The organism is Williamsia sterculiae, assembly GCF_900156495.1.
Lineage (GTDB): Bacteria > Actinomycetota > Actinomycetes > Mycobacteriales > Mycobacteriaceae > Williamsia_B > Williamsia_B sterculiae.
This window is the reverse complement of the sequence record NZ_FTNT01000001.1, coordinates 312,809-337,103: the sequence shown is the minus strand read 5'-3', so window position 1 is coordinate 337,103 and position 24,295 is coordinate 312,809. Positions and strand designations below refer to the sequence as shown.

The 24,295-nt window shown below is 68.8% G+C and carries 22 protein-coding genes; 11 read left to right on the top strand and 11 right to left on the bottom strand.

All coding sequences use genetic code 11. The features are described from left to right. Positions 1-46: 46 nt before the first annotated feature. Complete coding sequence (locus BW971_RS01400; RefSeq protein WP_076476312.1) at positions 47-847, top strand: enoyl-CoA hydratase/isomerase family protein; 801 nt, start codon at positions 47-49, stop codon at positions 845-847. 6 nt (positions 848-853) lie between these two features. Here BW971_RS01400 and BW971_RS01395 read toward each other — a convergent pair whose 3' ends face one another. From BW971_RS01395 to BW971_RS01385, 3 genes are all read right to left on the bottom strand, one after another. Next, positions 854-1,333, bottom strand: coding sequence for a DUF456 domain-containing protein (locus BW971_RS01395; RefSeq protein ID WP_076475836.1), 480 nt, complete (start codon positions 1,331-1,333; stop codon positions 854-856). A gap of 4 nt (positions 1,334-1,337) precedes the next feature. Next, positions 1,338-2,804, bottom strand: a complete 1,467-nt coding sequence (gene purT / locus BW971_RS01390) for a formate-dependent phosphoribosylglycinamide formyltransferase (protein WP_083709157.1) — start codon at positions 2,802-2,804, stop codon at positions 1,338-1,340. 72 nt (positions 2,805-2,876) lie between these two features. Then, positions 2,877-3,221 carry a UBP-type zinc finger domain-containing protein gene (locus BW971_RS01385; RefSeq protein WP_083709156.1) on the bottom strand — a complete coding sequence of 115 codons (345 nt, stop codon included), beginning with the start codon at positions 3,219-3,221 and terminating at the stop codon, positions 2,877-2,879. A gap of 126 nt (positions 3,222-3,347) precedes the next feature. Here BW971_RS01385 and BW971_RS01380 point away from each other — a divergent pair, with 126 nt between their 5' ends. Next, the gene (locus tag BW971_RS01380; RefSeq protein WP_076475834.1) at positions 3,348-4,946 is read left to right on the top strand and encodes a Na+/H+ antiporter; all 1,599 of its coding nucleotides are present in this window, start codon (positions 3,348-3,350) and stop codon (positions 4,944-4,946) included. Positions 4,947-4,968: 22 nt separating this feature from the next. Here the strand turns inward: BW971_RS01380 and BW971_RS01375 are convergent, their stop codons facing one another. Further along, positions 4,969-6,510: an adenylate/guanylate cyclase domain-containing protein gene (locus tag BW971_RS01375; protein ID WP_076475832.1), complete on the bottom strand. Its 1,542-nt coding sequence runs from the start codon at positions 6,508-6,510 to the stop codon at positions 4,969-4,971. Between the two features lie 109 nt (positions 6,511-6,619). On the opposite strand from BW971_RS01375, the gene BW971_RS01370 reads away from it, so the two are divergent. Further along, positions 6,620-6,979 carry a VOC family protein gene (locus BW971_RS01370; protein WP_076475830.1) on the top strand — a complete coding sequence of 120 codons (360 nt, stop codon included), beginning with the start codon at positions 6,620-6,622 and terminating at the stop codon, positions 6,977-6,979. 17 nt (positions 6,980-6,996) lie between these two features. On the opposite strand, the gene BW971_RS01365 is transcribed toward BW971_RS01370, so the two are convergent. From BW971_RS01365 to BW971_RS01355, 3 genes are all read right to left on the bottom strand, one after another. Beyond that, the gene (locus BW971_RS01365; protein ID WP_076475828.1) at positions 6,997-7,548 is read right to left on the bottom strand and encodes an HdeD family acid-resistance protein; all 552 of its coding nucleotides are present in this window, start codon (positions 7,546-7,548) and stop codon (positions 6,997-6,999) included. A 63-nt stretch (positions 7,549-7,611) separates the two neighbouring features. Then, the gene (locus BW971_RS01360; RefSeq protein ID WP_076475826.1) at positions 7,612-8,955 is read right to left on the bottom strand and encodes an NAD-dependent succinate-semialdehyde dehydrogenase; all 1,344 of its coding nucleotides are present in this window, start codon (positions 8,953-8,955) and stop codon (positions 7,612-7,614) included. A 96-nt stretch (positions 8,956-9,051) separates the two neighbouring features. Next, the gene (locus BW971_RS01355; protein ID WP_076475824.1) at positions 9,052-10,338 is read right to left on the bottom strand and encodes an adenylosuccinate synthase; all 1,287 of its coding nucleotides are present in this window, start codon (positions 10,336-10,338) and stop codon (positions 9,052-9,054) included. Positions 10,339-10,452: 114 nt separating this feature from the next. Here BW971_RS01355 and BW971_RS01350 point away from each other — a divergent pair, with 114 nt between their 5' ends. Both BW971_RS01350 and BW971_RS01345 read left to right on the top strand, forming a co-directional pair. Continuing rightward, entirely contained in the window at positions 10,453-11,148 is a 696-nt protein-coding gene (locus BW971_RS01350; protein WP_143690151.1) for a hypothetical protein, read from the top strand. 13 nt (positions 11,149-11,161) lie between these two features. Further along, complete coding sequence (locus BW971_RS01345) at positions 11,162-11,944, top strand: site-2 protease family protein (protein ID WP_076475822.1); 783 nt, start codon at positions 11,162-11,164, stop codon at positions 11,942-11,944. Positions 11,945-11,969: 25 nt separating this feature from the next. Here the strand turns inward: BW971_RS01345 and BW971_RS01340 are convergent, their stop codons facing one another. After that, positions 11,970-12,878, bottom strand: a complete 909-nt coding sequence (locus tag BW971_RS01340; RefSeq protein WP_076475820.1) for a cation diffusion facilitator family transporter — start codon at positions 12,876-12,878, stop codon at positions 11,970-11,972. Positions 12,879-13,245: 367 nt separating this feature from the next. Here BW971_RS01340 and BW971_RS01335 point away from each other — a divergent pair, with 367 nt between their 5' ends. Both BW971_RS01335 and lysX read left to right on the top strand, forming a co-directional pair. Further along, positions 13,246-14,163 (top strand): alpha/beta hydrolase family protein, encoded by a 918-nt coding sequence (locus BW971_RS01335; RefSeq protein WP_076476306.1) that lies wholly within the window; start codon positions 13,246-13,248, stop codon positions 14,161-14,163. Then, positions 14,160-17,618 carry a bifunctional lysylphosphatidylglycerol synthetase/lysine--tRNA ligase LysX gene (gene lysX / locus BW971_RS01330; RefSeq protein WP_083709154.1) on the top strand — a complete coding sequence of 1,153 codons (3,459 nt, stop codon included), beginning with the start codon at positions 14,160-14,162 and terminating at the stop codon, positions 17,616-17,618. The genes BW971_RS01335 and lysX overlap by 4 nt, the downstream gene beginning before the upstream one ends. Before the next feature lie 7 nt (positions 17,619-17,625). Here the strand turns inward: lysX and BW971_RS01325 are convergent, their stop codons facing one another. After that, entirely contained in the window at positions 17,626-18,738 is a 1,113-nt protein-coding gene (locus BW971_RS01325) for an FUSC family protein (RefSeq protein WP_076475818.1), read from the bottom strand. Further along, a complete protein-coding gene (locus tag BW971_RS01320; RefSeq protein WP_076475816.1) occupies positions 18,725-19,141 on the bottom strand; it encodes a DUF3151 domain-containing protein in 417 nt (138 codons plus the stop codon). The genes BW971_RS01325 and BW971_RS01320 overlap by 14 nt, the downstream gene beginning before the upstream one ends. A gap of 190 nt (positions 19,142-19,331) precedes the next feature. On the opposite strand from BW971_RS01320, the gene BW971_RS01315 reads away from it, so the two are divergent. The 3 genes from BW971_RS01315 (at position 19,332) to BW971_RS01305 (ending at position 22,234) form a co-directional block, all read left to right on the top strand. Further along, a complete protein-coding gene (locus BW971_RS01315; protein WP_076475814.1) occupies positions 19,332-21,344 on the top strand; it encodes an Rv0361 family membrane protein in 2,013 nt (670 codons plus the stop codon). 19 nt (positions 21,345-21,363) lie between these two features. After that, complete coding sequence (locus BW971_RS01310; RefSeq protein WP_076475812.1) at positions 21,364-21,702, top strand: hypothetical protein; 339 nt, start codon at positions 21,364-21,366, stop codon at positions 21,700-21,702. A gap of 277 nt (positions 21,703-21,979) precedes the next feature. Beyond that, the gene (locus tag BW971_RS01305; protein WP_076475810.1) at positions 21,980-22,234 is read left to right on the top strand and encodes a hypothetical protein; all 255 of its coding nucleotides are present in this window, start codon (positions 21,980-21,982) and stop codon (positions 22,232-22,234) included. Between the two features lie 190 nt (positions 22,235-22,424). On the opposite strand, the gene fbaA is transcribed toward BW971_RS01305, so the two are convergent. Beyond that, complete coding sequence (gene fbaA / locus BW971_RS01300; protein WP_076475808.1) at positions 22,425-23,465, bottom strand: class II fructose-bisphosphate aldolase; 1,041 nt, start codon at positions 23,463-23,465, stop codon at positions 22,425-22,427. 115 nt (positions 23,466-23,580) lie between these two features. On the opposite strand from fbaA, the gene BW971_RS01295 reads away from it, so the two are divergent. Next, the gene (locus BW971_RS01295) at positions 23,581-24,291 is read left to right on the top strand and encodes a DedA family protein (protein ID WP_076475806.1); all 711 of its coding nucleotides are present in this window, start codon (positions 23,581-23,583) and stop codon (positions 24,289-24,291) included. Positions 24,292-24,295: the final 4 nt, after the last annotated feature.

The following is a 24,295-nucleotide window of genomic DNA, read 5'->3' as shown; positions in this document are numbered from 1 at the left end:
GCGTCGCACCGGCCGCACCGGCCGCCCGGCACACAGGATGCGAGACATGACCACACCCGACCAGCACCCGACCCGTCTCGAGCGCACCACCACCGCACTGGGTGCGGAGGTGGCCACGCTGACCTTCGCGCACGGGCCGCTGAACCTCTTCGATGACGCCATGTTCGACGCGTTGGTCGCCGACGTGGCGTCGCTGACCGCGGACCCGCCGCGGGCGGTGTTGCTCCGCGCCGACGGGAAGGCGAACTCGGCGGGGGTGGACGTACACGTCTTCGCCGGGTTGACGCCGGAGCGGGGGGCAGCACTGTGGCGGCGCCTGTTCGACGAGGTCGCGCACCCGTTGGAGCAGTTGGGCTGCCCGGTGATCTACGCCGCGCACGGGCTCACGCTGACCGCCGCATTCGAGATCGCGCTGGCCTGCGACATCATCGTCGCCGCACCGAAGGCGAAATTCGGTCTGGTGGAGATCGTGGTGGGACTGACGCCGTCGATGGGCGGTCCGCAGCGGTTGGCCGAACGCGCCGGGTCCGGTCGGGCCCGGGAACTGGTGATGACCGGAGATCTCTACGACGCGGCCACCCTGCACGACTGGGGCGTGGTGAACATCGTCACCGACGACATCGATGCCGACGCCCGCGCGCTGGCCGACCGGTTGGCCGACGGTCCCACCCGCGCCCACGACGCGACCAAACGCATCATCGCGGCCTGGCGGTCGGGTGGGGTCGCCCACGCCGACGACATCACCCCCGAGGTCTCCGGGGACCTGTTCGCCACCGACGACCTGCAGGGCGCGGTGCGCAGCTTCCTCGACAACGGCCCCGGCAAGGCGACCTACACCGGCCGCTGAATCGAGTCACAGCGCGACTGCGCCGGCGAGCCACGAGGCGCTCGCCAACAGTCCACCGACGAGTTCGATGAGCAGGGCCAGGCCGGTGGCCCGGATCGCGGTCCTCGCCCCCTGCCAACCGGCCCGCGGATCGCGTAACCGCACCCACTCCGCGAGGAAGGCACCGAGTACGAAACCGAGGAACAGCCCGACCACCGGCACCACGAAGAACCCGACGATGCCCAGCCCGCCGGCGACCAGCACCGTCCGGGTGGGTACCCCCGCCCGGCTCATCGACGACTGTGCCAGCAGGTACTTCGTCACACCGGAGATGAGCAGCAACGCCGCGGCGACCGCGAACACCATCCACGCCCAGCCGCCCACGACGATGGCCCAGACGCCGATGGCCACCGCGATCAGGCTGACACCGGGCAGCACGGGCAGCAGGATGCCGAAGAGTCCGACGACGATCACCAGACCCGTGACCACCTCCCACCCCGCGGACACGCCGCTAGCCGTCCCGACCGGTGGTCGGCCGTATCGGCGCGGGCTCCGAACCGCGGTGGCCGGTGTCGTCGTCGAACAAGGCGGCAGCCGAGATCGGGGCGGTCCCCGGCGGATCCGCGGCTCCGGCGGCGTCGGATGCGGGCTCCCGCCCGGCAGGAGGGGATTCCGGCGGAGCGGGACGCCGGGGCCCGGGAACCGGACGCACCGTGCGGGCGGCCGCGACCGCACGTCTGCGAGCCTCTGCGACGTCGTCCGCGGTGGCGATCGCCACCCCCATGCGCCGCCGGGGGAAGCTCTCCGGCTTGCCGAACAGGCGCAGGTCGGTCTCGGGCACGGCGAGCGCCGCGGCGACGTTCTCGAAGGCGATGCCGCGTTCGGCGAGCCCACCGTAGATGACGGCGGCCGCGCCGGGTGATGCCAACGTCACGTCGACCGGCAGACCGAGGATCGCTCGCGCGTGCATCTCGAACTCCGACAACCGCTGGGTGGCCAGGGTGACCAGACCGGTGTCGTGCGGACGCGGACTGACCTCGGAGAAGTACACGTCGTCACCCTTGACGAACATCTCCACACCGAACACGCCGCGGCCGCCGAGCCCACCGTCGCCGAGGGCGTTCACGATGCGGGCGGCCACCGATGTGGCCGCACCGAGGGCGCTCTCGCTCATCTCCTGCGGTTGCCAACTCTCGACGAAGTCACCGCGGACCTGATGGTGACCGATGGGTGCGCAGAACAGGGTGGCGAGACGACCGGTCGCCGGGTCGACGGTGCGCACCGTGAGCATGGTGATCTCGTAGTCGAACTCGATGAACCCCTCGACGATGACCCGTCCCCCGGTCACGCGGGCGCCCGACACGGCGGTGTCCCAGGCAGCGGCGACGTCGTCGGGACCGCGGAGCACCGTCTGCCCCTTACCCGACGAACTCATCACCGGTTTGACCACACACGGGTACCCGATACGCCGCGCGGCGGCGACGACCTGGTCGGCGGAATCGGCGAAGGCATACGGGGAGGTGGGCAACCCCAACTCCTCGTCGGCCAGCCGCCGGATACCTTCGCGGTTCATCGTCAGCTGGGTGGCCCGCGCGGTCGGGATGACCTCGGTGAGTCCCCGCCGCTCGGCGGTGAGCAGGACGTCGGTGGCGATGGCCTCGATCTCCGGGACCACGAAATGCGGCCGGACCCGTTCGATCAGTTCCAGCACCGCGTCACCGTCGGTCATGTCGATGACGTGCGAGGAGTGCGCCACCTGGTGACCGGGCGCGTCCGGGTATCGGTCGACGGCGATGACCTCCACACCCAGGCGTTGGAAGGCGATCACCACCTCTTTGCCGAGTTCGCCTGCGCCGAGCAACATCACCCGCGTCGCCGACGGCGCGTACGGGGTGCCGATGCGGCCGAGCGCGGACCCCGGGGTCGCCGGTGGAACAGAACCCGGGCTCACCGGTGGGACAGAAGGATCACTGGTCATCGCCGACCAGCCTAGCGGGACGACCCACCGCCGGAGTTCGCATCTCCCGGCCTGCTCACCACCGGCTGATCGTCAACCGACCTCGCGGTCGACGAAACACCAGCGCCAGTGCTCACCGGGCTCCACGGACCGCATCACCGGGTGGCCGGACGCCTTGAAATGGGCGTCCGAATGCCTGCGCGGACTGGAGTCGCAACACGCGACGTGTCCGCACTGCAGACATTTGCGCAGGTGCGCCCACACCTCACGACCGTCGGCCCAACAGTCCCGGCAGTAGGTCAGGTCATCGGGGTCGTCACCGTCGGCGGGTGGTTCCTGCTCCGGTCCGGGCGCGCCGAGCAGATGTTCACACCCCTGCGGTTGCAGATCCTGCGGTCGCATCAACCGGTGCATCACCGAGCGACGAGTCGGTCGCATCTCTCTCCTTCACGACACCCGATATGTTCTCTTCGGGACCCTCCCATCATCCCGCACATCCCCGCCCCACACATCCGCCGGGCCACGGTCACCCACCCGGCACATCGAGACCGATCAGGAGACTGCGTGAACGAGGCGTTGGTGATCGTCGCGGTCGCGGCCCTCGCGATCGCCGCGTTGGCCCGTCGCTATCAGATCGCGTCGCCGCTGGTGCTGGTGGTGCTCGGCATCTGCGCCGGGCTCACCCCCGTGGTGCCCGACTTCCACCTCGACCCCGACCTCGTGCTGTTCGTCATCCTGCCGCCGCTGCTGTACTCCGCGGCCCGGGACAGCTCGTACATGGCCCTGCGCCGGAACGCCCGTGCGATCGGCCTGCTGGCGATCGGCCTGCCGCTGTTCACCACGCTGGCCGTGGCGTTGGTGGCGCACTGGGTGGTCCCCGACCTGCCGTGGGCGGCCGCGTTCGTGCTCGGCGCGGTGGTCGCCCCACCGGACGCGGTGTCCGCGCAGGCCATCGGACGACGACTCGGTCTACCCAGACGGATCACCACCCTGCTGGGTGGGGAGAGCCTGCTCAACGACGCGACCTCGCTGACCGCGTACCGGTTGGCACTGGCCGCGGTGGTCGGAACCGCGACGTCGGCGTGGGACGGGTTGCTGATGTTCGCGGTCGCGCTGGTCGGCGGCGCGGTGGTCGGACTGGTGATCGGGATCGCGGTCGGGTACGTACGCCGTTGGCTCGACGATCCGCCGATGGAGACAGCGATCAGCATCCTGGTCCCGTTCGGGACCTATCTCATCGCCGAGGAGATCCACTCGTCCGGTGTGATCGCGGTGGTGGTCGCCGGCGTCTTCCTCGGGCAACGGTCGTCGCGCGCCGGTTACCTCACCCGGATGCAGGACACGGCGGTGTGGCGGTCGCTGGATGTCATCTTCGAATCGTTCGTGTTCCTGATCATCGGATTGCAGGTACCCCAGGTGATCGGGGGTCTGTCGGGTCATCCGATCGGGGTGATGGCCTGGTCGGCGATCGCGGTGCTCGCGGTGGTCATCGTGTCGCGGTTCGTCTGGATGTTCCCGGCGACCTACCTGCCGCGGCTCATACCGCGCATCCGCAGCCGCGAGGAGGCCCCGACGGTGGGCGCGATCGTGGTGACCAGCTGGTCGGGGATGCGGGGGGTGGTCAGTCTGGCGGCGGCCTTCGCCATCCCGCTGACCGTGAACGGCGGGGCCCCGTTCCCCGGTCGCGACGAGATCATCTTCCTGACCTTCGTGGTGGTGGTGGGCACGTTGCTCATCCAGGGCACCACCCTGCCGTGGGTGATCGTGGCATTGCGCGTACACGGCACCGAGCGCCAGTCCGACCTGGTGGCGCTGGCCGCCGCCCAGGATCGAGCGGGTCAGGCGGCCGTCGCCGAACTCGAGGAGCTGGCCGCCGACATCGCCGAGGAGGACGCACGCCACAAACAGGTCCTGATGCTGCGGCACTGGATCCACACCCGCAAGAACCTGGCCTGGGAGGAACTCGGTCGCAACGCCGAGGACATCGGTGAGAGCCCGACCGAGGCGTACAACCGGATGCGGACGCGGCTGGTGCAGGTCCAACGCGAGGTGTTCATCAACGAACGCGACGCCGGTCGCATCGACGACGAGGTGCTGCGGCGTGCGCTGCGCGACCTGGACCTGGCGGAGGGACTCTCGGATCGTCGCGACCGGGAGGCCTGAGGGAACTCGCGACGCCGACCCGTCAGCGTGAGGCGAACACCTGTGTCGGCTCGCCGCGACCGCGCAGGGTGACCTCCTCCTCGGCGGACCAGCGCTCGCCCTCGCGACCGTCGGCCGCGTCCACACATCGCCCCGACGCGAGGGGCTGGTCGGGCGCGCGTTTGGCCAACTCGCTGAGCCGGGCCGCTTCGTTCACCGGGTCGCCGATGACCGTGTACTCGAACCGCTGGATGGCGCCGACGTTGCCCGCCACGGCCGGTCCGAAACTCACCCCGATGCCCGCGGACAGGTCGGGCACCTCGCCGGGCAGGCGGGCCGCTATGCCCCGCGCGGTGGCCAGCGCCGCACCGGCGGGGTCGGACAACTCGATCGGGGCGCCGAAGATGGCGAGCACCGCGTCGCCCTCGAACTTGTTGACCAGCCCATGGTGACGTTCCACCTCGGTGACGATGACCTCGAAGAATCCGTTGAGGATGCTCACCACCTCGGTCGGCCGACGGTCGCTGGCCAGCCCGGTGGACCCGATGACATCGACGAACATCACCGCCACGGTCTTCTCGATACCGCCGAGTTCGGCCTCGGCGCTCAGCGCCGCGTCGGCGACGTCCTGTCCGACATGTCTGCCGAACAGGTCTCGCAGTCGTTCCCGCTCCCGCAGGCCGCCGACCATCGCGTTGAACCCCGCTTGCAGCTCGCCTAGTTCGGAGCCGTCGTAGACCACCACCTCCTCGTCGGTGTGGCCGCGACGGACCTGTTTCATGGCTGACCGCACCGAGTTCACCGGACCCTGGATGGCCATCCCGTTGAGCCAGGTCAGCAGCAGACCGGTACCCACGGCGATGGCCGCGATGACGGTGACGCCGACGAAGACGTCGGTCTTGCTGGTCTGCTCACGAAGGACACCGAACAAGACGACCATGAAGATCCCGGAGATGGGCACCCCGGAACCGATCAACCAGGAGTTGAAGGTGCGGGTACGCAGCCGCCCACGTCGTCCGGGTCCGGTGACACCGGCGCTGATGACCTTCGCCGCCACGGGTCGCAGCGAGAACTCGACGAGGATGTAGCAGATGGCGCAGACCACGATGCCGCAGAGCGCGACCACCAGCAGCACCTTGGGGATCAGGTTGGGGTCGACAGAGCCGTACAGCGAGGTGAACAGCGCCGTCGCGATCACCCAGAACGACGACACGAGCCGGGTCAGCCGCGCGGGTGCCCGCAACGCGTTCTTGGCATCCTTCTTCGTCGGTGTGCCGCCGGTATAGGTCCAGCGGAGTTGCCGCACCACCCGGCGGGTACCGAGGAACAGCCCGAGGACGAATGCTGCTGCGATGTAGATCGGCAGCACCCCGGCGCTGATCCAGATGACGTCCGTTCGATTCAGGCTCGGTTCCGGGATACCGATGGTGGTGAGCGCGATGGCCGCAGTGGCACCGATGGCGTTGGACAGGAGGATCGAGGCGGAGATCAGGATCTGGATGCGGACCCGTTGCCTGCGGGGGCTCTCGTTGACCGATCCCAACAGGATCGAACCGAAGTCGCGGTCCTTGCGCAGTATCCGCATCGTCCTCCGCCGTTGCCGCACTCGTCACGAGACGCTCGTGCGCCGTGGTGAACATACCGCGTCGATCGTCCGCAACGCTCGCACCAGCCGAGTGCATAGAGTCGAGCGGATGGAGCACATCAGCGGAATCGGTGGGTACTTTCTCCGGGCAACGGACCCGAGCGCGTTGGGTGCGTGGTACCGGGACCGCCTCGGTCTGGCTTTCGACCACACGGGGATGTGGCGCCAGGACGCCGGGCCCACCGTGTTCGGCTTCTTCGCTTCGGACACCGACTATTTCGGGTCCCGCACGCAGCAGACGATGCTGAACCTCCGGGTCGATGATCTCGGCGCCGTCGTGGAACGTCTTCGCCGCGAAGGAGTGACCATCTCGAGCCCGCCGGAGGTGATGCCCGGCGTCGGCGTGTTCGCATCGATCGTCGACCCCGAGGGCAATCGGATCGAACTATGGGAGCCCGAGCGGGACTAGACGCCGACGAAGGGGGATCAGGCGCGACGGGCCAACGTGCAGAGATTGGCCACGCTGACGACGATCAGAAGGATCGCACCCAGGGTCAGGAAGGTGCCGACCGCCAGCGCCGGAGAGGCGATCACGACGATGCCGGCCAGGATCGAGATGACGCCGGATGCGATGGTCAGCCAGCGCGGCGCCCCGAGGGGACGGTCCGACATCAGCTCGTGCACACCCTGGAAGATCCAGCCGATCCCGATGGTCAGGGCCAGCAACACCAGCGACTCGGCGGGGTCGAACAGGCAGATGATCCCGACGATGATGATGAGCACGCCCAACACACCGAACAACGCTCGCAACCCCGACGGCAGCGCCGTCCCGAACACCGCCACCGACACACGGAATCCGCCCGCGACGATGAGTGAGATCCCGAAGAGCACCGCGACCACCAACAGGGTGGGCCCGGGCCACACGAGAGCGATGATGCCGAGCAGGATGCCCAGCACCGCCGCCCCGATCAACGGCCCCCGGATGCGGGCACGCAGCGCGTCGAGACCGGACGATCGGGCATCACCGTAGGTGGTCATGCGCTCACATTAGTTGCGCAGCATGCCCATCGGCAACGGTCGCGAATCCGACATCGCACCGGGTCAGGCGATGCGGATCATCTTCTTGTTGACGAACTCGTCGATGCCGAAACGACCGAGTTCACGCCCGATTCCGGACCGCTTCACGCCACCGAAGGGCAGTTCCATGCTCTCAGCACCGACGGCGTTGACGAACACCATGCCGGCCTGCAGTCGGTCGGCCACCCGCAGCGCCTGATCGGGATCGGTGGTGAACACGTAGGAGCCCAGACCGAACGGGGTGTCGTTGGCGAGTGCGACGGCCTCCTCCTCGGAACCGACCTTGAACAGGGTCGCGACCGGACCGAACAGCTCCTCGCGGTACGAGGGTGCGGCGGTGGACACGTCGGTGAGGATGGCAGGCGGGTAGAAGGCGCCGTCGCGCTCCCCCTCGGAGGTCAGCGTCGCCCCGTCGTCCACGGCCCGCTGCACCTGGTCGGCGAGACGCTCGGCCGCCGCCACCGACGACAACGGACCGATCACCGCGGCCGTCTCGCGCACCTTGGCCGAGAACTTGGCGACGAAGTCGTCGTAGAGGTCGTCGGCGACGATGAACCGCTTGGCGGCGTTGCAGGCTTGCCCGGTGTTGTCGAAGCGCCCCTCGATGGCCGCCGCCACGGTGGCGTCGAGATCGTCGGTGGACAGCAGGATGAACGGATCGGAGCCACCGAGTTCCAGGACGACCTTCTTCAGGTTGCGGCCGGCGACCTCGGCGACTGCGGCACCCGCGCGCTCGGATCCGGTCAGCGACACACCCTGCACCCGTGGGTCGGCGATGGCGTCGGCGATCTGGGAGTTGGTGGCGTAGACGTTGACGTAGGCCCCCGCGGGAAAACCGGCGTCGAGGAAGATCTGCTGCAACGCGCCCGCCGACTCGGGACACTGGGGTGCGTGCTTGAGCACGATCGTGTTGCCCAACACCAGGTTCGGTCCCGCGAATCGCGCCACCTGGTAGTAGGGGTAGTTCCACGGCATGATGCCGATGAGCACGCCCACCCCGCTGCGGCGGATCAGCGCCGATCCCTCACCCTCGATGAGGTCGATGGGCTCGTCGGCCAGGAACTTCTCCGCGTTGTCGGCGTAGTAGGTGTAGATCGCGGCACTGAAGTCCACCTCGCCTAGCGACTGGTCGAGCGGCTTGCCCATCTCGCGCTGGATGATCCTGGCCAACTCGTCGCGACGCTCGGTGTGCAGGTCGGCGACCCTGCGGAGCAACCCCGCCCGGTCGGCGACGGTGCTGTTGCGCGACCAGTCGCGGAAGGCCTCGTCGGCCGCGGTGAGCGCCGCCTCGATCTGCTCGTCCGTGGCGGTGGTGTACTCGGCCACCACCTCGCCGGTCGCGGGATCGACTACTGCGTACAGGCTCATGCGCGGTCTCCTTCTTCCGTCGGGATGACAGGGGTCCAGCCTACCGGCGGCAGGCACGTAGGACGCGGCGGTCCGATCGTCGCCGGGAGCGGAGGATCAGAGGATCTCGCGACGCACGATCGTCTGTTCGCGACCCGGGCCGACACCGATACACGAGATGTGCGCACCCGCGAGATCCTGCAGTCGCAGCACGTAATCCTGTGCGTTCTGCGGCAATTGGTCGAAGGTCCGGCAGTCGGAGATGTCCTCCCACCAACCGGGCATCTCCTCGTAGACGGGTACCGCGTGGTGAAAACCGGTCTGGGTCATCGGCATCTCGTCGAGGCGTTCGCCGTCCACCTCGTAGGCCACACAGATGGGGACGGTGTCGAGTCCGGAGAGCACGTCGAGTTTGGTGAGGAAGTAGTCGGTGATGCCGTTGACACGGGTGGCGTAGCGGGCGATCACCGCGTCGAACCACCCACAGCGACGGGCGCGACCGGTGGTCACGCCCACCTCGCCACCGGTCTTGGCCAGGTATTCACCCCACTGGTCGAACAGTTCGGTAGGGAAGGGTCCGGACCCGACCCGAGTGGTGTAGGCCTTCAGGATGCCGAGCACCGTGTCGATGCGGTTGGGCCCGATACCCGACCCCACCGCGGCGCCGCCCGCGGTCGGATTGGACGACGTCACATACGGATAGGTCCCGTGGTCGACGTCGAGCAGGGTGCCCTGGGATCCCTCCAGCAGCACGGTCTCCTCACGTTCGAGAGCCTGGTTGAGCAGCAGTCGGGTGTCGGCGATGCGGTGGGTGAACCCCTCGGCCTGGGTCATCACCTCGTCGACCACCTTGTCGACCTCGAGGGCCCGGCGGTTGTAGATCTTGGTGAGCACCTGGTTCTTGATCTCCAGCGCGGCCTCGACCTTCTGGGCCAGGATCTTCTCGTCGAGCACATCGGCCACCCGCACACCGACCCGGGCGATCTTGTCCTGGTAGCAGGGTCCGATACCGCGGCCGGTGGTGCCGATCTTCTTGTTGCCCAGGAAACGCTCGGTCACCTTGTCGATGGCCACGTGGTACGGCATGAGCAGGTGGGCGTCGGCGGAGATGAGCAGGCCGGAGGTGTCCACGGCGCGCTCCTCGAGCCCGCCGAGCTCGTCGAGCAACACACCGGGATCGACCACGACACCGTTGCCGATGACGTTGTTCACACCCGGGGTGAGGATGCCCGACGGGATGAGGTGCAACGCGAAGGTCTCGCCGTCGGGGAGGACCACCGTGTGTCCGGCGTTGTTGCCACCCTGGTAGCGGACCACCCACTGCAGTCTGCCGCCCAGCAGATCGGTCGCTTTTCCCTTACCCTCATCGCCCCACTGGGCGCCGATCAGCACGATCGCAGGCATCTGGTCGCTCCTTCCGGCCCGGTATAGCGCCGGAACCGTGGGACAACCCTACTGGCTCGGTCGCCTGTTCACTGCATCACATCGCATCGCGTCCCACCCATTACCCTGTGCGGCGTGGGTGTGGCGGTGGTGGTGGCGGAGCAGGTCACCGAACCGCTGCCCGCGGTACTGGCCACGGCCGCCGACGCGGTGACGGAGACGACCGGCGAGCGGGGACCGTTGCGCGACGCGATGGGCACGCTGCTGGCCACCGGCCCCCGCCGACTGGTGGTGGTGGCCGGGCCCGACCACCCCGACGCCTTCCTGGCCGCGGTGCTGTCGCGGCTGATGATCGCCGACCGCCTGGACGTCGAGGTCGGCTACGTGGCGCAGACGCCGACCCCCGCCACCGTCGCCCACGAGCTGCCCACCGGTGCGGCCGCCGCGGCGTGTGCGGTGCACGGTCGGGCCGACACCCTGCCGCTGATCCGCGACGACACGGCCGCGGTGCTGATCGGTCGGGCCCGCCACATCGGCGTCGACGGTGCGCCGTTCACCGGCGAGACCTATGTGGACAGCACACTGCTGGCGCACGGGCAGATCGGCGGTGTGCTCATCGAACCGCTGGCCACCGCCCCCGGAGTGCGTGGCGGCCTGGACCGCCGATGGCGGAAGGGATGGTCGGCGGGTCGGGCGGTGCAGACCGGCGGCGTCGGGTTCCTGGTCGAACGGGACGGCATACTGGCGGACAGACCGGTCACCCGGTCGACGTTCTACCGGCACCAGCAGGACTGGCGGCTGGTGCGCAGCCGGCCGGAGGACCCGCGATGATCACCACGCGACCATGACGACCACCGCGGAGATCGCCCGCGCCGTCCGACCGGGTCCGGTCTTCGGCGGGGTGGTCGTGGCCACGGTCGCCGGCGGCCTGCTGCTCGCCCACTCCGCACCCGGCCGCAACCCCACGTCGGTCATCGGTGCGTTGTTGCTCGTGCTCGGCGGGTGGGTGGTCAGCCTGTGCCTGCACGAGTTCAGTCACGCGGTGACCGCCTTCGCCTTCGGCGACAAGAACGCCGAGTTGCGGGGCTACCTGACCCTCAACCCGCTGCGGTACGCGCACCCCGGTCTGTCGCTGGTGCTGCCGCTGTTGTTCATCCTGCTCGGTGGCATCGGATTCCCCGGCGGTGCGGTCTACGTCGAACAGTCCGGGTTCACGCGGGCGCAGCGCAGCATGGTCAGCGCGGCCGGCCCCGTGTCCAACATCGTGTTCGCGGTGGTCCTGTTGGCGATCGTGCGGGTGTACGGCCCGGAGAGCGCGTTGCAGAGCCTCAACCTCTGGGCGGCGCTGGCGATGCTGGCGCTGCTGCAGATCATGGCCGCGGTACTGAACCTCATCCCGATACCGGGTTTCGACGGCTACGGCATCATCGAGCCGTATCTGTCACCGCAGACCCGACGGTCGATCGCCCCGATCGCGCCGTACGGGTTCCTGCTGATCCTGTTGATCCTGTTGGTGCCGCAGCTGAACCGGTTGTTCTTCGACGTCGTCTACTGGCTGTTGGAACTGTCTGACGTGCCGAGCTGGCTGGCGTCCTACGGCTGGGGCCTGGTGGTGTTCTGGCGCTGACTTCGACCGGAGATCATGCGGGCGTTCACCAGGTGATGTCGCGATGGCACTGCCGCTGGATGTCGATGGGATCCACCTGGATGGTCGCGTGGCCCAGTTCGTGACTCTCGAGCACCTGCCGCGCCGCCGCCAGCACCTGCGCGTTGTCGCCGTCCGTGCCCAGATGGACGGTGGCGACGTCCATTCCGGTGGTCAGCGTCCACACGTGCAGATCGTGCACATCGGACACCTCGGGCAGCGCCGACAGGTCGCGGCGCAACTGCTCGACGTCGACGTGGGCGGGTGCCCGCTGGGCGAGGATGCGCAGGGCGTCGACGGCCAGCCGCACCGCTCGCGGTGCCACCCACAACGCGATCAGCACCGCGACGACGACGTCGGCGTATCCCCAGCCGGTGGTCAGCGCGACCACGCCGGCGATGAGCACCCCGACGGATCCGACGGCGTCCGCCAACACCTCCATGTACGCCCCGCGCACCGCGATCGACTCGCTCGCGTCGGCGCGCAGCAGCAGCATGACCGCCACATTGGCCGCGAGCCCCAGCACCGCGACCACGATCAGGGTCAGTCCGGGCACCTCGGGGTCGCTGCCGATCCTGGCGACTGCCTCGTACAGGACGAAAACCGCGACCGCGATGAGCAGCAGCGCGTTGGCTATCGCGGTGAACACCTCGGCGCGATGCCAACCGAAGGTCTTCTCACCGTCGGTACCGCCGTGTCGGGCGAGCAGCAGAGCGGTGAGTCCCATCAGCATGGCGATGACGTCGGTGGCCATGTGTCCGGCGTCGGCGATCAGGGCCAGCGAGTTCACCAGCACGCCCACGACCAGTTCGACGACGAAGAAGGTCGAGATGACTCCTGCCCCGACCGCCATCGGCCACAACCGTCGATGCCGGGCGTCGACGCCGGGGTGTGCGTGACCGTGATCGTGGCCCATTGCGCTGCCGTTCACCTCTCGCCTGTCGACCTCACCGGACCTCGCCAATATATGCGTGCCTACGCATGAATGGCAACCACCGATCGGCCCCCGATGAGGTACTGTGCGGGCGACCGTCCCACCACCGTTCGACACGGCGCGGGATCACGGTCACGCCGACTCCGTCGATGCCGATCCCCTGTGTGATCGCCTCGACGGGCGGACACCCTCCCAGCCCGCGGGCACCTCTCGACGGAGGTGCGCGCACGTACTCCTCGGACAGGTCGATCGTGATCGCGTATCCAACCGCTCTGGCCGCCACCCGGCGGTCGCCGCGACTGGCTCCTCCGACCCCGTCGCGGGTGCCCCCGTCCCGGAACCACCGTCGGTGACCAGGCGCAGCCGCTCGTTCTACGGTGCCGTGGCGCTGGCACTGATCCTCGTCGCCACCGCCTGCGGTGGTTCCCAACCCGCGGGCCCCGATCTGCATCCGGCCGGGACCACCGACGCACCCCCACCGACGTCGGCGATACGCCTGCAGTACGCCACCGCCGACGGTCACGACCCGGCGCAGAACTGGGGTGATCTGTACCTGCCGACCGGGTCGCACACCCGCCGGTCGATCCCGGTCATCGTGCTGGTGCACGGTGGCGGCTGGCTGTGTCGGGTCCCGGCCACCAGTTTCAGCCCGTTCGCCGAACACCTGGTGGCGCGCGGAGCCGCTGTCTACAACATCGAGTACCGCAGGCTCGGTTGTGGCGGTGGATTCCCCACCACGTTCGACGATGTGACCGACGCGGTCCGTGCCGTACCGGGACTGGCGCTCACCCATCCCGAACTCGACCCCACCCGTACCGTGGTGGTCGGCCATTCCGCCGGTGCTCAGCTCGCGGTGTACGCGGCGAGTCGGCTCCGCTCCGAGGGAGCCGACCGGCCGATCCGTGCGGTCAGCATCTCCGGACCGCTGGACATGCGTACCGCCGTCGCAGACGGGGACACCCGGGTGTCACGGGTCCTCGGTGGCGGACCGAGCCGCGAGTCCGACCGTTATCGCGCCGTCGATCCGATGGAGAACATCGATCCCACCCTGCCGGTCACCGCCATTCACGGGACCGCGGACCGCACCGTGCCGTACAAACAATCGCAGATCTACATCGCGGCATTGCGCGCCGCGGGCGGACAGGGTCAGGTGATGTTGTTGCCGGGTGAGAACCACACGTCGCTGCTCACCGAGGGGAGGCCGGCGCAGACGCTGGTCGTGGACCGCATCATGTCGGTGACCCTCCGCCGACCCGTCGCGCCATGACATCCACCCGACACCGCGACGGGCCCGCCGACCGTCCGGTCGTCGCCGGCGCGGCGACGGACTCGGGTGGTGCGGATCCGAGGACGCCGTCACGGCGTCGGTCGCTCGCCCGGATGTCGCCCGCGCACGCCGACCAGGTCGCGACCTGGGCCGGACGCGCACTCACGCTGGCCGCGATCGTCTCTCTCATCGGTATCCCGCTGCGCTGGTGGGACGGGGTGGACATCGCCACCGACCTGTTGGGCGTGTTCAACATCCCCGCCGACCCCAGCATCTTCGTGATCTGCCTGGTGTCGGCCCTCGGCGGTGCCGTGCGACGCCGCTTCCGGGGTGCGCACACCACCTTCCTGACCATCATGGCGCTCGCGGTGGTCAACGACGTCGCCGAGCTGACCACGGTCATCGACCAGAACATCAGCTCGCACGACGACTACTTCGGGTGGCGCAACTCCACCGCGACGTCGGTGCTCGTGCTGGCCATCGGCCTGGGCGTGATGATCACCTTCTGGCGGGCTCGCGGGGCGTTCGTCGCCCGATTGGCCCGGCGCTCCATCCGGGTGGCGTTGACCGTCATCTTCTGCGGGTTGTCACTGTCCTTCCTCGTCACCTTCGGACTGACCACCCTGTTCCCCCGTTCCCTGCGCGGCTGGGGTGAGAAGTCGGCGTGGGCGTTCCGTTCCACCTTCGGTGACCGGGTGACCGGCAACGACCCCTTCTTCCGGGGCGACCTCGGGCACCACTGGATCTACGTGGTGTCCGGTTGGCTGTCGGCGGGGGCACTGATCCTGGGGTTGCTGGTGCTGTGGCGGGCCAACCGCGACAACGAGTTCGCCGACGCCGACGAGGAACTGCGGGTGCGTCGACTGCTCGCCGAGTACGGCGAACGCGACTCCCTCGGGTACTTCGCCACCCGCCGGGACAAGTCGGTGGTGTTCTCCCCCGACGGCCGGGCCGCGGTCACCTTCCGAGTGGTAGGCAGCGTCAGTGTGGCCAGCGCCGACCCCGTCGGCGATCCCGATTCGTGGCCGGGGGCGGTCGCGGCCTGGTTGGACAACTGCCGCGCACACAGCCTGCACGCGGCGGTCCTCGCTGCGAGCGCGAGCGGATCGCGGGTGTACCGCGCGGCGGGTCTACGGGTGCTGGAGATCGGTGACGAGGCGATCATCCACGTGGAGGATTTCACCCTGCGCGGGGCCACCATGAAACCGGTGCGTCGCGCGGTCAACCGACTGACCGCAGCCGGTTACACCACCGAGGTCCGCAGGCACGGCGAGTTGAACCCCGCCGAACTCGCCGAGATCGCCGACCTGGCCGAACGCTGGCGTGGCGACGAGACCGAACGCGGTTTCTCGATGGCCCTCAACCGGGTGGGAGACACCAGCGACGGCCGCTGTGTGCTGATCACCGCGGTGGACTCCGAGGGCCGGATCCGCGGGTTCCTGTCCTTCGTGCCGTGGGGGCGGCGCGGGTTGTCGCTGGACCTGATGCGCCGGGACCGCAACGCCGAGAACGGGATCAACGAGCTCATGGTCGCCGGGGTGGTCGAGTGGTCGCGGCAGTCGGGGATCCGCCGTATCTCGCTGAACTTCGCCGTGTTCCGGTCGGTGTTCTCCGACGCCGAACGGATCGGCGCCGGGCCGATGACCCGACTGGCCGACGGGGTCCTCGGTTTCGCGTCGAAGTTCTACCAACTCGAGACGCTGTACAAGTCCAACGACAAGTACCGTCCGCTGTGGCTGCCGCGCATGCTCTGCTACGCACCGTCGCTCACGGTCATGCGCGCCGCGGTGGCCGTCGGCGTCGCCGAGGGTTTTCTCCCGCACGTGGGGCCGAGATTCCTGGTCGGCGCCAAGACCCCCACCGAGCAGCTCGCCCGTGACGACGAGTTCCGCTGTGCGGTGGCCGACCTCGATCGACTCCCCGCGAAGGACTCGGTGCCGCCCACACCGCGGTTGACCGACCAGCAACGGGCCAGGCACGCGACGTTGCGTCGGGTGGAGGAGTCCGGGAGGCAGGCCTATCCGGTTGCCGTACCCCGGACCATCGCCGTCGCCGAGGTCTGCACACAGTTCGCCGGGCTCCCCGCGGACACGCACACCGACCACCGCATCGACGTCGTCGGACGCGTCCGCGGTGTCCGTGACTTCGGCGGGCTGCTCTTCGTCGACCTGCACGAGGACGGCGCGGACATGCAGGTGCTTGGTCAGTCCGACGTGCTCGGCGGCGGCGAACTCGCCGCGTTCCGGTCATCGCTGGACGTGGGTGACCTGCTCAGCGTCGGCGGGACGGTGATGACCACGCGCACCGGGGAACTGACGGTGCTGGCCGACCGCTGGCAATTGGCGGCGAAGTGTCTGCGCCCGCTCCCCGCACCGGGCACCACCCTCGGTGACGACGTCCGGGTGCGCAACCGCACGCTGGATCTCCTGGTCGACCACGCCGCGGTGACCATGTTGCAGCGGCGGTCGGCGGGAGTGGCCGCGTTGCGCGGCTGTCTGCAACAACGCGGATTCGCCGAGGTGGAGACACCGATGTTGCAGACCGTGCACGGCGGCGCGGCCGCACGGCCCTTCACCACCCACATCAACGCCTACGACATCGACCTGTTCCTGCGGATCGCACCGGAGCTGTTCCTCAAGCGGTTGTGCGTGGCCGGGATGAGCAAGATCTTCGAACTGAACCGCAACTTCCGCAACGAGGGTGTGGACGCCACGCACAACCCGGAGTTCACCTCGTTGGAGGTGTACGAGGCCTACGGCGACTACCGGTCGATGCAGCAACTGACCCACGACCTGATCGTCGCGATGGCGACCGCGGTCAACGGTGCCCCGGTGGCCCTGCGCCCGGGTGCCGACGGCGCCGTCGAGCGGGTCGACCTCACCGGCGACTGGCCGGTGATCACCGTGCACGACGCGGTATCGCGAGCCACCGGCACGACCATCTCGTCGGCCACCCCGGCCGACGAGGTCGCGGCCGTCTGTGCACGGCACCACGTCGCGGTCACCGGCGACCTGCCCGCGGGCAAGCTGGTGATGGAGCTCTACGAGGCGCTGGTGGAGAAGCAGACCACGTTCCCGACGTTCTACTACGACTTCCCGGTGGAGGTGTCGCCGCTGGCCAGACGCCACCGCGACGATCCCGCCCTCACCGAACAGTGGGACCTGGTGGGTTGGGGTGCGGAGATGGGCACCGCCTACAGCGAGCTGACCGACCCGGTGGACCAGCGTCGCCGACTGACCGAGCAGTCGCTGGCCGCCGCCAACGGTGACGCCGAGGCGATGGCCCTCGACGAGGATTTCCTCGGGGCCCTGGAGTACGGCATGCCCCCGACGGGTGGTCTGGGTCTGGGTGTCGATCGACTGGTGATGACCCTGACCGGGGTCCCCATCCGCCCGACGCTGGCGTTCCCGTTCGCCAAACCCATCGTCGAGACACCGAGGACACAGACCCCCTGAACCGGGCTCACCGCAGGGTCGCGACGGCCGACGCGCGCCGTAGCCCGGCAACCATCAGCAGGTCGACGATGGTCGAACGCACCTGCGCCAGGATCACCGTCTCCGAGAGTCCTCCCTCGACGACCATGGCGGGATTGGCCTTGCGGGCCAGCGAGCGCAGCACCCGCGCCGCATCGGCCGAGTCGGGCTTCTGACCGGGGTCGGCGAGCATCATGTCGTGCAGCACCTCGAAAGAGCCCGCCAGGCCCTCGATGAGGTCGACGAGTTCGGGGCTGACGTGACCGCCACCCTCGGTGAGACTCATCGCCCGCCGGGCCAGGACACGGATGTTCCGCACGGAGTTGTCGATCGGATCCGCGGTCGCGGCGAGCCGGGACAACCGGTCGCGGGAACCCCAGTACAGCGGCGAGAGCAGGCTGATCTCGCGGCCACCGTTGATGTCGCTGCGCATCGCGTCGATGGACCCCTGCGTGGACCGCGCACGTTCCAGCCCTCGCTCCACGATGTCGACATCGCCGTCGCGCAGTCCGACGGCGATGTCGGTGACCACGTGCTTCATCGTCATCATCACCCCGGCGGCGTCACGACGGGCCCGCAGCACCGGGTGGGTGGGGATGATGACGACGATGAGCAGACCGATGACCCCACCGACCAGGGTGTCGACCACGCGGTAGAGCCCGCCGCTACCACCGGGCGGCAGCAGCGTCGCCACCAGACACGCCGAACTGGCCGCCTGCATGGGCACCAGCGGCCCTCGGTCCACCAGCACCGCGGCGGTCATGGCCAGGGCCACCACCACCCCGATCTGCCAGCCACCGGAACCGATGACCTTGATGATCAGGTCACCCACCCCGATGCCGATGCTGACCCCGAGGATCATCTCCACCGAGCGGCGCCACCGCTGGCCCAGTGACAGTCCCAGCGAGATGACCGCCGCGATCGGCGCGAAGAACGGTGTGGGATGGCCGAACAGATGCAGGGCGACCCACCACGAGATCCCGGCCGCCAGCGAACACTGCGCGATCGGCAACGCCGAGTTCCAGAACCGCCGGGTGCGTGAATTGACCGAAGCGGGCAGCGCCCGGTTGAGTCCCCGGAGGCGCTCGCTAAGCGAGACCAAGTTCGGTCGCCGCGGCGGGATCGCTCTCGTTGAGCAGATCGAGACAGCGGAGGTGCTCGTCCTCCTCGCCGATGTCGTGGGCGGCACGGGCCAGCACCGCGACGCACCGCAGGAACCCCTGATTGGGTTCGTGACTCCACGGCACCGGGCCGAAGCCCTTCCAGCCGTGCCTGCGCAGTTGGTCCAGACCGCGGTGATACCCGGTGCGGGCGTAGGCGTAGGCGGCGATGACCTGGCCGCTCTCGATGGCGGTCTCCGCGAGGTTGGCCCACGCGATGGATGCGGTCGGGTGTGCCGCGGCCACCGCGGCCGGGTCGGCGCCGTCGAGCAGTTCCGATTCGGCGTCTTCGTCGCCGGTCAGCAGAGTCGGTGGGGGTCCCAGGAGATCTCCGAAAGAAGTCACCGGACCATTGTGCAACGTCGGGGGTTCGCGAGACGACGACTGCCGACATCGACCCGGAGCGGCCACAACGGCATGGCGCCGGCGATTCGCTAGGCTGTACCGGCGTATCACTGCCGCCCGAGGTCCCGGTGCGGCACAGTTTCGGCCTGCGAGGGGCCACGGGTCGAGTGCTGGAAGGCGGCCACGCGGGATGTCACACCCTAGCGACGACGGCAAGTCGGTTGTCGGTAAAGCGATCTCGGCGCTACGGCGTCGTCGTCGTGGATCCCAGACCCCGGCCGCTCCACCCGCCGTCCCGGCCCGGCTGGGTCGGCCCACGGCGTCCGAGAAAGGGCCGATCGACGACGAGCAGGTCCCCACCGGGCCCGACTCCGGCCGGCCCACTGGTGACGACTCCGGCCGTCCGACTGGCGACGACTCCGGCCGGCCCACTGCAGACGACTCCGTCGTGGGATCAACCGCCGACGCACTGCTGGCCAGTCGCGCCACCGCGCCGAAGGACGCGCAGCCCGCTGAGGCCGAACCGGCGGCCGCCGAGCCGGCGGGGCCGCAGCCGGACACCGACCACGAGGCCGAGCCCACATCGGAGCCGGCCGACGAGGCTGACACGACGTCGGCCCCGGCCGAAGCCGAACCGAGCGAATCCGAGTCGAGCGAGTCCGAGTCCGAGTCCGACGAGGATGACGGGACGACCGCGGGCGAGGTCACGGCAGTGGCCGCACCCGTCGCCGGTGGCGCCGCCGTCGTGACGGCGGCAGCCGAGGACCACGACGCGGTCGATGCCGACGAGGACGGCGAATCGCAGAACGAGAAGCCGCAGGACACGGAGCACGCGGCCGCCGCATCTGACACCTCGGAATCCGACACGGTCACCGCCGACGAGTCGACGCGAGGTGCCGACGACACGCCGACGGCGCAGGACGAGTCTGAGGACGGCGACGAGGATCCCGCACTCGACGAGACAGAGGACGGGTCCACCACCCGCCCCGTCGAGGCCCACGGTGCCGACGACACCTCGGCGGAGGCGGACACGGACACGGACACCACGGAACCCGAGGCCGAGACGACGGCCGACGACGAACCGGAGCCCGGGCCGGCGAAGGACGCGTCGGCACCCGAGACCGACGACGACGATGACCAGACCTCGACCTCGGTGGCAGCGGTCGCCGCGCCGGTCGCCGGTGGTGCCGCCGTGGTGACGGCTGCCGCCGACAAACCCGAGGCGAACGAACCCGAAACGGATGACGGCCACGGTGCCGATGCCGACGACGCTCAGGCAGACACCGACACCGAGGTCGACGACACCGAGCAGTCCGCCGACGACGTCTCGTCCAACACCGAGACCGAGGACGACACGCCTTCCACGGGCACCGTCGCCGCGGTTGCCGGATCCGCGGTCGCCGCCGGAGCCGCGTCCAAGGCTGCCACCTCCACCCGGGACGAGACGGATCGGGACGCCGAGCAGCCGGACGCCGAGTCGGAGTCGGGTGATCACGGATACGACGCGACGACGACCAACGAGATACCCCGGTCGGAGTCGCGGGAGTCCGCGGACGCCGAGGCCGAGGCTGGACGGGAACCCGCGGACGCGGAAGCGACCACCGACCCGGACCCCGGCCCACAGTCGACGCGCACGACCCAGCAGACCGATCGTGACGACATCGCGTCGGGATGGAAGACGGGTACCGCGGCACCGCAGTACTTCCCGGCCGCCGACGGTTCACCCACCGCGACCAAGACCGCACCCACGCCGACCAAGGGCCGACGCGGGCTGGTGATCTGGTCGGTCCTGGCCGCCGCGGTCGCGATCGTGGTGGTGGTCGGCGTGGTCGTCGCCCTGCTGAACAACTCCGACACTCCCAAACCCCCCGCGGATCAGGCTGCCGACACCGCCTTGCAGTACGGCAAGGCGGTCTCCGGCGGCGACCTCGACACCCTGCGGAGCATCACCTGCGGCAGTCGTAAGCAGTTCTACGACACCCTCAGTGACGCGGACTACCGCAAGGATTTCGAGACCCAGCAGGCCAGCAAAGAGCTGTTCGTGATGACCGACGTCCAGGCGTCCAAGATCACCGATGCTGCCGGTGACGCGGCCCAGGTCGACGTCACCGCCCACCAACTGGCCACGCCGGAGAAGAACGTGAACGCGCGGTTGGACCTGCGTCGTGAGAACGGATCGTGGAAGGTCTGCGGGGACAAGTGACCGCCCGCCGGCGGGCATCGTGAACGGCGACTTGTCCGACCTCCCGGTGAAGTCGCCGACCCGCGGTTACGCTGTCCCGGTGCTGGTCGACCCGAACGCAGCCCTGCCCGGACGCCACCGTCGTTCCGCATCGGCGCCTGCGACCACGCGTCCGGACCACTCTGCTCGCGTTCGTCCTCCGCGACCACGGGACATCACGGCGACCACCGACATCCCGGCCCTGGCGGGCTCGTCACGGATCGACCTCGACGTGGTCGCCACGCACCGGTGGGGGCGGGCCGAGGTGGAGATCGTGTGCGCCGCCGTCACCATGATGCTGTTGGCGATCGGCGTCGTCGTCGGCATCGCGATGCTCTGACGGGCACCCGCCTCGGCTGTGCGTGCTGAGTGTGTCCCTCCAGACGGTGTCACCGTCAGATCAGCACGGCGTCGTTATCACTGCGTGACCATCGTTGCGATCGCATCGCGATCGGTGTTCCGATGGTGCTCCCGGGTCATGACTCGGGTTATCCTCGGTCCAACGCACGAACGCCTCTCGTCGCCACCGCGACCGCGCATCGACGTTGTAGGAGAAGACCCACAGTCGACCACACCCCGGTCAGACCCGCGGACGGACGATCGGGAACGGAGACATCGTGACGATGCTCAGCGACGCGACGGCGATCGACCCCACAGTCCCGTCGCCCGGCGAAGGGCACCCAGCTCAGGCACTCACGGCGCAGCCGACCGACTCCGACGACTCGGCCACGTCGCTCCTCGAGGCGGTGCTGCCCGACGAGTTGCAGCCCGACCTGCTCTTCGGCTCGCACGGCGGCGTGATGCTCGTCAGCGGACTGATGCTGACGGTGCTGGTGATTCTCACGGCCTGTTTCGGCGCCCTGCCCACCTGAGAAACCGCCACCTCGTCGTAGTCCGTCTCAACACCAGCCTGGACCACGACCCCGGGGTATCACCCGTCGGGAGGGCGACCCGCGGCCGACTTCCTCACCACTTGGTGACGCGTATGGAGACGCGCTGCCCGCGCGCTGCCTGCGCCGTCGACACGACCGCAGGCAGCGCGCACCACCACCGATCAGCGGCTCACGTGGCGCTGATGGACTTCCCGGCCGACTTCAGGTCGTTGCTGGCCTCGACGACGCGCTCGGCCATCCCGGCCTCTGCCTTCTTCAGGTAACTACGCGGGTCGTAGACCTTCTTGTTGCCCACGTCGCCGTCGATCTTGAGCACGCCGTCGTAGTTGGCGAACATGTGACCGGCCAGCGGTCGGGTGAACGCGTACTGGGTGTCGGTGTCGACGTTCATCTTGACCACGCCGTAGCTCAGCGCCTCCTCGATCTCGCTCTTCAACGAGCCGGAACCGCCGTGGAAGACGAAGTCGAACGGCTTGGAACCCTCGGGCAGGCCCAGGGTCTTCACCGCCACCTCCTGGCCGGTCTTCAACACGTCGGGACGCAGTTTCACGTTGCCGGGCTTGTACACGCCGTGCACGTTGCCGAAAGTCGCGGCCAGCAGGTAGCGACTCCCACTGTCACCGGCCCCGAGCGCGTCGAGGGTCTTCTCGAAATCCTCCGGGGTGGTGAACAGCTTGTCGTTGATCTCGTTCTCCACGCCGTCCTCCTCACCACCGACCACGCCGATCTCGATCTCCAGGATGATCTTCGCGGCGGCTGCCTTGGCCAGCAGCTCCTTCGCGATCTCCAGGTTCTCGTCCAGCGGAACCGCGCTGCCGTCCCACATGTGCGACTGGAACAGCGGGTTCCGCCCGGCGTCGACGCGCTGCTGCGAGATCTCGATCAACGGACGCACATAGGTGTCGAGTTTGTCCTTGGGACAGTGGTCGGTGTGCAGCGCCACCAGGATGTCGTACCGGTCGGCGACCACATGGGCGAACTCGGCGAGCGCCACCGCACCGGTGACCATGTCCTTCACACCCAGACCCGAACCGAACTCCGCACCACCGGTCGAGAACTGGATGATGCCGTCACTACCCGCCTCGGAGAAACCCTTCAGCGCGGCGTTGATCGACTCCGACGACGTGCAGTTGATCGCGGGGAACGCGTAACCGCCCTTCTTGGCCTTGTCCAGCATCTCTGCGTACTGCTCGGGCGTCGCGATGGGCATCGGAGATCCTCCAACCGGGTCGGGCCTCATGGGCTCGAGGTGCATGTCACCTCACAGTATGACGGTTGGGTGGGTTCAGGTTCTCCTCAGGCATCAGCCGGTAACCTTGGCACCCGTGATCGACACCGCGTTGGCCGAAACCACCACGAAAGCACTGCTCCCGGGTTTCCTCGACCCCATCACCCTGCTCGGGTACTTCGGTACCTGGGCGCTGGTCGGGTTGCTGCTGGTGATCCTCATCGAATCGGGCGTATTGTTCCCCGTCCTGCCCGGTGACTCCCTGCTGTTCGTGGCCGGGTTGGTCGCGGCGGGCGAGTCCGCGGAGGTCTCGCGCTTCGCGTCGCTGTGGCAGCTGTTGATCTTCATCCCGATCGCCGCGATCATCGGCGGTCAGATCGGGTACTGGATCGGCCGCTATGCGGGCACCACGATGTTCACGCCCGATGCCCGATTCCTCAAGGAGCGGTACCTCACCGAGGCCCACGAGTTCTTCGAGAAGCGCGGTCCGGTCACCATCTTCCTGGCCCGCTTCGTCCCCATCGTCCGCACACTGGCACCCATCGTCGCCGGTGCGGCCCGGATGAAGTTCACGGTCTTCCTCGCCTACAACGTGCTCGGCGCGGTGATCTGGGGTTGCGGCATCACGCTGCTGGGGTACTGGCTCGGCCAGTTCGAGATCATCCAGAAACTCATCGAGCCCATCTTCATCGTCATCGTGCTGATCTCGGTGGTGCCGATCATTCTCGAGTACGTCAAACGTCGCCGGGCCGAGAAATCCGCCGCACCACGAGGTGCGCAGGCGGTCGACGAGCAGCCGAAAGCCTGAGCGT

Coding starts and splice junctions, on each gene's coding strand:
- BW971_RS01400 (WP_076476312.1), top strand. CDS start 47: ATGACCACACCCGACCAGCACCCGACCCGTCTCGAGCGCACCACCACC.
- purT (WP_083709157.1), bottom strand. CDS start 2,804: ATGACCAGTGATCCTTCTGTCCCACCGGTGAGCCCGGGTTCTGTTCCA.
- BW971_RS01385 (WP_083709156.1), bottom strand. CDS start 3,221: ATGCGACCGACTCGTCGCTCGGTGATGCACCGGTTGATGCGACCGCAG.
- BW971_RS01375 (WP_076475832.1), bottom strand. CDS start 6,510: ATGCGGATACTGCGCAAGGACCGCGACTTCGGTTCGATCCTGTTGGGA.
- BW971_RS01370 (WP_076475830.1), top strand. CDS start 6,620: ATGGAGCACATCAGCGGAATCGGTGGGTACTTTCTCCGGGCAACGGAC.
- BW971_RS01365 (WP_076475828.1), bottom strand. CDS start 7,548: ATGACCACCTACGGTGATGCCCGATCGTCCGGTCTCGACGCGCTGCGT.
- BW971_RS01360 (WP_076475826.1), bottom strand. CDS start 8,955: ATGAGCCTGTACGCAGTAGTCGATCCCGCGACCGGCGAGGTGGTGGCC.
- BW971_RS01355 (WP_076475824.1), bottom strand. CDS start 10,338: ATGCCTGCGATCGTGCTGATCGGCGCCCAGTGGGGCGATGAGGGTAAG.
- BW971_RS01345 (WP_076475822.1), top strand. CDS start 11,162: ATGACGACCACCGCGGAGATCGCCCGCGCCGTCCGACCGGGTCCGGTC.
- BW971_RS01340 (WP_076475820.1), bottom strand. CDS start 12,878: ATGGGCCACGATCACGGTCACGCACACCCCGGCGTCGACGCCCGGCAT.
- lysX (WP_083709154.1), top strand. CDS start 14,160: ATGACATCCACCCGACACCGCGACGGGCCCGCCGACCGTCCGGTCGTC.
- BW971_RS01315 (WP_076475814.1), top strand. CDS start 19,332: ATGTCACACCCTAGCGACGACGGCAAGTCGGTTGTCGGTAAAGCGATC.
- fbaA (WP_076475808.1), bottom strand. CDS start 23,465: ATGCCCATCGCGACGCCCGAGCAGTACGCAGAGATGCTGGACAAGGCC.